A 5,052-nucleotide genomic window follows, 5' to 3' on the forward strand; every position below is an offset into this window, starting at 1 on the left:
GAGAACGTCCTGATCGGCCAGATTGCCGGTCACGCCACCGGCAGGGATGATGCTCACCCCGCGGGGGGCGACAAGCCGTTTGAGATCGCCGCCCGCCTCAGCCGTTATTTCACGGCGCCCGTCGGCTCGATGGTCGAACTCTACATCGACCCGCTGCCGATGCACCTCTTTGATCCCGAAACCGAACTGGTCATCGCGCGGCCGAGCCTCATGGGGGCCACGCGATGACCAGCATGGACAGAAACGAACGGCCGGCCTTTCGTCGCCGCTTCGGCTTGCATTTCGGGCTGATTGTCGTCTGCGCCATCGTGCTGCTGCCGCCGCTCTGGGTGCTGCGGACAAGCTTCGTCCCCGAGCAGTTGTCCTACAGCAACGAGCTGATGCCGGCCTTTACGACGGACAATTATTCGGCGCTGCTGTCGAGCCGCTTCGGTCAGTCGTACCTCAACAGCCTGATCGTCGCGCTCGGCTCGGTTCTGCTCGCATTGCCTTTTGCCGCCACCACCGGCTATGCCTTCGCCCGCTTCCGCACGGGCGGTCGTTGGGCGCGTTTTGCCGTTCTGGCGACGCAGATGTTGCCGCCCGTGGCGCTGGTGCTGCCGACCTTCACGCTGTTCCGAAGCCTGGAGCTCAGCAATTCGCTGACGGGGCTGATCATCGTCTATGCCGCGCTCAACCTGCCTTTCCTGACCTGGATCCTGATGGGCTTCTTCGAGGGCATTCCAGTCGATCTGGAATGGGCGGCGATGACCGACGGCGCGACCGCCTGGGGCGCCTTCTGGCGTATTGTCCTGCCGGTGTCGATGCCCGGTATCGCGGCCGCCGGCGTGCTCGGCTTCATCCTGGCTTGGAATGAGTTTTTGTTTGCCCTGGTTTTGAGCGGGCCGAAGACGGCAACCATACCGGTTGCGCTTGCGGCGTTGCAGACCTCGAACGGCGTCCAGATCGCCAAGGTTTCTGCCGGCGTCGTCCTTGCCATCCTGCCGCTGGTCGTGGCTTCCCGCTTCATCCAGCGTTTCATCGTCCAGGGCTTGACGTTCGGCAGCGTGAAATAGGCCGGCCGCTCCGAGAGCCGACATGGCTCGCTAGCCGGTTATGAAATCGTGGCGGGATCACCGCCGCGTCCAGAGGGAAAGAGGAGTAGAGAGTTATGACTTGGAACAAGCAGACCTTGATCAAAATGCTGATGACGGCCGTGAGCGGGGCAGCTGTTGTCAGCGCATCGCTTCCGGCCAGGGCGGCTGAGCCCATCACCTTGCACGCCTTGATGGAGGACGTGCCGGAAACCAAGATCATTGAAGCGCTGTTGCCCGAATTCGAGAAGCAGACCGGCATCAAGGTCGAGTTTGAGAAGATCGGCTATCCTGACATGCACGACAAGCTGGTGTCGCAGCTGACCGCGCCGCAGAGCTACTACAATGTGCTCGAGGTCGACTTCCTGTGGGCCGGCGAATTTCCGGCGGCCGGCTGGCTGGCCGACCTGAAACCCTTCGTCGAGAAATCCAAATACGATCTGAGCCCCTTCATTCCCTCGACGCTTGACCTGCTCGGCCGAACCGAGGACCAGCTGTTCCTGGTGCCCATGTACAACTACTCGATGGGCCTCCTCTACCGGAAGGACCTGATCGGCGACGAGAAGCTCAAGGCCGCCTACAAGACGGCAACCGGCAAGGAGCTCGCTTTGCCGACGACGCTCGAAGATTATGTGGCGATTTCCAAATTCATGAAGGCCAATGCCGGTGTCGCCGGGGCCGCGATGCAGGGCCAGCGCGGCGATCCCAACAGCATGGAATTCTCCAACTACCTGTTCTCCGCCGGCGGCAGCTATCTCAATGCCGACGGCAAGGCGAGCCTCGACACGGCAGAGGCCAAGAAGGCGCTCGATCTCTATGTCGACAATCTCCAGCACGGCGCCCAGCAGGGTGCCGTGTCGGCCACGCTCGACGACACCATGCGTCTGATGTGCAGCGGTTCCGCCTTCAGCATGGTCACCTATTGGTGGATGCTGCCGCAGATGGACGATGCCGTGAAGTGTCCGACGGTCGCCGGCAAGGTCGGCCTGTCGGTGATGCCGGGCGGCCATGGCGAGAGCGGCGGTTGGGGCTGGGGCATTCCCAAGAACACGTCGCCGGAAGAGCAGGAAGCCGCCTGGACCTTCATCCAGTGGGTGCAGAGCAAGGATGTTTCGGTGAAGCGCGCGCTCGAGGGCCACGCGCCCGTGCGCAGCGATGTCTATGCCGATGCGGCGGTGCTGGCGAAATATCCCTTCTACAAGACCGCCCAGGATGTGGTGGCGACCGGCAAGTCGTTCCCGATCTTCACCTATTCGGCGCAATACGAGGATCTGCTCGGTACCCAGCTTTCGCTGGCGGCTGGCGGCCAGGCGACATCGGACGCGGCGCTGAAGGCAGCTTCCGACGGCCTGCAGGGGCTCCTCGACAAATAGCGGTCCGGCTCGGCAAGGAGACCCGGCGCGGCGATGTCAGCCGCGCCGGATTTTCCAGACCCCGGATCTTGACGAGATCAGCAACGCCACCCCGACCAAGGCTCGGCCACGATGCACAATGCGATCAAAAAAGGATGGGCTGCCCGTGGCCGCGAGTGGCGGACCGGCTGGGCCTTTGCCTTGCCCGGCCTGCTGCTGCTGGCGATCGTGATGGGCTTTCCCCTGGCCTATGCCTGCATCCTCTCGATCTCCTCGATGACCTTGATCAAGCCGCAGCTCCTGCCGCTTGTCGGGTTCAAGAATTTCGCTTCGATGATCGGCGATGAGCTGTTCTGGAACGCGCTCTGGCTCACCGTGCGCTATTCGGCGGTGACCGTGGTCGGCGAATTCGTGATCGGGCTCGGCATTGCCCTGATGCTCAACCGGACGGTCCGGATGAAGCCGGTCTATTTCGCGGTTCTGACCATTCCCATGGCGATGTCGCCGATCAGCGTCGCCCTGATCTGGCGCATGCTGCTCCAGCCCAATCTCGGCATCGCCAATCATCTCATGGAGATATCAGGCCTGCCGCGCCTCGACTGGCTAGGCACGCCAGGCATGGCACTCTGGACGATGGCGGCGATCGACATCTGGCAGCAAATGTCCTTCGTCGTGCTGATCCTCGCCGCGGGGCTCGCCGCTTTGCCGCGCGATCCCTATGAGGCTGCTGAAGTGGACGGCGCGCGCGGCTGGCAGCAATTCCTCTACATCACGCTGCCGATGCTTCGGCCGGTCGCGGCGATCACCATCATCATCCAGCTGATCAACGAATTCCGGACCTACGATCTGCCCTATGTCCTGACCAAGGGCGGGCCGGGCAACGCGACCGAAGTGCTGAGCTTCTTTGCCTATCGCCGTGCCTTTCTCGGCCTTTCGCTCAACGAAGGCGCGGCAGCCGCGTTCGTGCTGCTGCTGATCGTGCTTCTGCTCACCGTGATCTTCTTCGCCGTCCTCGAACGCTCGCAATCGGGAGAGGGCCGGAAGTAGGGTTGTTAAGCCTTGCGCAATCTATGCGGCCTATCCTGGCCTGCAGATTGTCGAGGGAACATGAAACGCAAGCCGCTCCTGCTTTTCGCCTTTCCGTTTCTCATTCTGGCGGTCCTGGCAGGGGAGCGCATGGCGACCTTGTTGCTGGGCATCTATCCAGCCAGCCCCACCGCATGGTGGCTATGGCTTGAACTGCGCCCCTTGTCGACGGTGCTTTGGCAGCAGGTGGATGTCTGGCTGGGCGGTTCCATGGCTTTCGAAGCCGCTATCCTTGCCGCCGCATCGATCGTCTGCTGGATGGCGTGCCACGCCAAGCGGTCGGCTTTCTTCTTCCTCGCCAACCATATCGCCCTGATTTTCGCCGGGCTGATGATCGCGGTCGGCAGCCATTCGGAAACGGCAAGCACGATTGCCGAATTCACGTCGCCCAAGGGTCTTCCCTATTCGCTGGCCGTCGATTTCACCTTCAAGAACAGCTTGGTGCTGCTTTTGGGCTTCGTGGCCTGTGCCTACTGCCACATCGCCTTCCTCACCGAGGCGCGGGAGCGGTCCGTCCGGGCCATCCGCATCCTGGCGCTGCAGCGCGATCTCTAGATCGTTCGCCACTTACACCTTGCACGATCCGGGCTCTGCTGGGTCTAGTTGATCCGGCGGTAATAGACCTTGCCGTCGGGCTGCTGGATGCGCTGGTAATTGGAGCTGGGAGCAGGGGGCGACGCCGATGCGATTCTCCTCCTGGGTGCGGGCGCTTCGATGACGCCGGGTTCGCTCGCGCTCTCGCCGCCGAGGGCTTCGGGCGCTTGCGCCAGCGTGCTGGTGGCGATTTCGGACGGTTCTTCCACGCCCGGCATGGCCTCGCCGCCGGCGACCGGCATAGTCTGCCCAAGCCGGGCAATGCTGGCATCGATCTCGTTGAAGCTGCCTTGCAACTGGCTGTCCAGTTTCTCGAACCGGCTCTGAAAACCGTTGTTGACCGTGTCGAGCCGGGCTGCGATCCGCTGCTCGAATGCGCCGAGCTGCTCCAGCCGCGCCTCGACGAAACGCAGGTCGCTCATGCCCCGATAGAGATAGACCGCGGCCGCCATGTTGACTGCGGTGATCAGAAGCGCGCCGCCGGCGACGATGACGGCGATCGTCTTTGCCTTGCTGGGTTTCCCGGCGGCAGCCGGTTCGCGCTGTTCCTGGTTTCCGATATCGATCGCCGGCATGTCCGGTTCGCTGATCATCGTCATTGGACCACCACCTTTGCGCCGACCGCGACGCGTTTGAAAAGATCGATCACATCCGTGTTGGTGAGGCGAAAACAGCCCGATGTCCCGTCGAAGCCGACACCCGACGGGTCGTTGGTGCCGTGTATGCGGTAGAGCGTGTCGCGCCCGTCCCGAGACAGGTAGAGCGCCCTTGCGCCGAGCGGATTGTAGGGGCCGGCGGGCACCATTTTCGGCAGCTCCGGCTGGCGGGCCCGCATTTCCTGCGGCGGGCGCCACTCCGGCCATTCGGTCTTCGCCCCCACCTTGACGATGCCGGTCCAGCCGAACCCGTCGCGCCCGACGCTGATCTGGTAGCGCAGCGCCTGGCCC

6 protein-coding genes and 1 pseudogene are annotated in these 5,052 nt (G+C 63.1%); 5 read left to right on the forward strand and 2 right to left on the reverse strand.

The features are described from left to right. From ENZ75_RS20475 to ENZ75_RS20495, 5 genes and pseudogenes are all read left to right on the forward strand, one after another. Positions 1 to 228: pseudogene (locus ENZ75_RS20475) on the forward strand (glycerol-3-phosphate ABC transporter ATP-binding protein); the annotation flags it as partial. Further along, positions 225 to 1,055, forward strand: coding sequence for a carbohydrate ABC transporter permease (locus ENZ75_RS20480; RefSeq protein WP_013530271.1), 831 nt, complete (start codon positions 225 to 227; stop codon positions 1,053 to 1,055). The pseudogene ENZ75_RS20475 and the gene ENZ75_RS20480, both read left to right, overlap by 4 nt. Before the next feature lie 125 nt (positions 1,056 to 1,180). After that, positions 1,181 to 2,446: a sugar ABC transporter substrate-binding protein gene (locus ENZ75_RS20485; RefSeq protein WP_063170468.1), complete on the forward strand. Its 1,266-nt coding sequence runs from the start codon at positions 1,181 to 1,183 to the stop codon at positions 2,444 to 2,446. 111 nt (positions 2,447 to 2,557) lie between these two features. Further along, positions 2,558 to 3,472 (forward strand): sugar ABC transporter permease, encoded by a 915-nt coding sequence (locus tag ENZ75_RS20490; protein ID WP_013530273.1) that lies wholly within the window; start codon positions 2,558 to 2,560, stop codon positions 3,470 to 3,472. 60 nt (positions 3,473 to 3,532) lie between these two features. Continuing rightward, on the forward strand, positions 3,533 to 4,066 hold the full coding sequence (locus ENZ75_RS20495; protein ID WP_063170086.1) for a hypothetical protein: 534 nt from the start codon (positions 3,533 to 3,535) through the stop codon (positions 4,064 to 4,066). Positions 4,067 to 4,110: 44 nt separating this feature from the next. On the opposite strand, the gene ENZ75_RS20500 is transcribed toward ENZ75_RS20495, so the two are convergent. Together ENZ75_RS20500 and ENZ75_RS20505 are read right to left on the reverse strand one after the other, a co-directional pair. Continuing rightward, positions 4,111 to 4,704 carry a hypothetical protein gene (locus ENZ75_RS20500; protein WP_013530275.1) on the reverse strand — a complete coding sequence of 198 codons (594 nt, stop codon included), beginning with the start codon at positions 4,702 to 4,704 and terminating at the stop codon, positions 4,111 to 4,113. After that, on the reverse strand, positions 4,701 to 5,052 hold a 352-nt coding region (locus ENZ75_RS20505), incomplete at its 5' end, for a L,D-transpeptidase (protein WP_164887896.1). The genes ENZ75_RS20500 and ENZ75_RS20505, both read right to left, overlap by 4 nt.

Source organism: Mesorhizobium sp. M7A.F.Ca.CA.002.04.1.1 (genome assembly GCF_004022805.1).
GTDB lineage: Bacteria > Pseudomonadota > Alphaproteobacteria > Rhizobiales > Rhizobiaceae > Mesorhizobium > Mesorhizobium ciceri.

Excerpts from the sequence above, each read along its gene's own strand:
- ENZ75_RS20480 (WP_013530271.1), top strand. The coding sequence starts at position 225 with ATGACCAGCATGGACAGAAACGAACGGCCGGCCTTTCGTCGCCGCTTC.
- ENZ75_RS20485 (WP_063170468.1), top strand. The coding sequence starts at position 1,181 with ATGCTGATGACGGCCGTGAGCGGGGCAGCTGTTGTCAGCGCATCGCTT.
- ENZ75_RS20490 (WP_013530273.1), top strand. The coding sequence starts at position 2,558 with ATGCACAATGCGATCAAAAAAGGATGGGCTGCCCGTGGCCGCGAGTGG.
- ENZ75_RS20495 (WP_063170086.1), top strand. The coding sequence starts at position 3,533 with ATGAAACGCAAGCCGCTCCTGCTTTTCGCCTTTCCGTTTCTCATTCTG.
- ENZ75_RS20500 (WP_013530275.1), bottom strand. The coding sequence starts at position 4,704 with ATGACGATGATCAGCGAACCGGACATGCCGGCGATCGATATCGGAAAC.